Source organism: Flagellimonas nanhaiensis (genome assembly GCF_003382275.1).
Taxonomy (GTDB): Bacteria; Bacteroidota; Bacteroidia; order Flavobacteriales; family Flavobacteriaceae; genus Flagellimonas; species Flagellimonas nanhaiensis.
Window position 1 is genome coordinate 1 of record NZ_QTJX01000020.1, and the last position, 603, is coordinate 603.

1 rRNA gene and 1 other annotated feature are annotated in these 603 nt (G+C 58.2%); the gene reads left to right on the forward strand.

The features are described 5' to 3' along the window. A 23S ribosomal RNA gene (locus DX873_RS19035) occupies positions 1–344 on the forward strand; the annotation flags it as partial. 64 nt (positions 345–408) lie between these two features. Next, positions 409–587, forward strand: a sequence feature (23S ribosomal RNA rRNA prediction is too short). Positions 588–603: the final 16 nt, after the last annotated feature.

Consider the following 603-nt stretch of genomic DNA (forward strand, 5'->3'; position numbering starts at 1 on the left):
GAGTGATGTCGTGCTACCCGCATCTGAATATATAGGGTGCGGGAGGGAACGCGGGGAAGTGAAACATCTCAGTACCCGTAGGAGGAGAAAACAATTGTGATTCCGCAAGTAGTGGCGAGCGAACGCGGAACAGGCTAAACCGCACGCATGGGTAACCGGGTAGGGGTTGTGTGTGCGGGGTTGTGGGAGGATATGTCTCAGCGCTACCCGGCTGAGAGGCAGTCAGAAAGTGTCGTGGTTAGCGGAAGTGGCCTGGGATGGTCTGCCGTAGACGGTGAGAGCCCGGTACGCGAAAACCCGGCACCTGCCTAGTATCAATTCCCGAGTAGCAGCGGGCCCCCAAAACCGGATCGATCACTCCCCTTCGGGGGTGTGGAGTTCTGGGGCTGCGTGGGAACTTCGCTGGTAGTAGTCAAGCGAAGGGGTGACGCAGGAAGGTAGCCGTACCAGTCAGTGGTAACACTGGGGCAAGCCGGTAGGGAGAGCGATAGGCAAATCCGTCGCTCACTAATCCTGAGAGGTGACGCATAGCCGGTTGAGGCGAATTCGGTGATCCTCTGCTGCCAAGAAAAGCCTCTAGCGAGCACACACACGGCCCGTAGA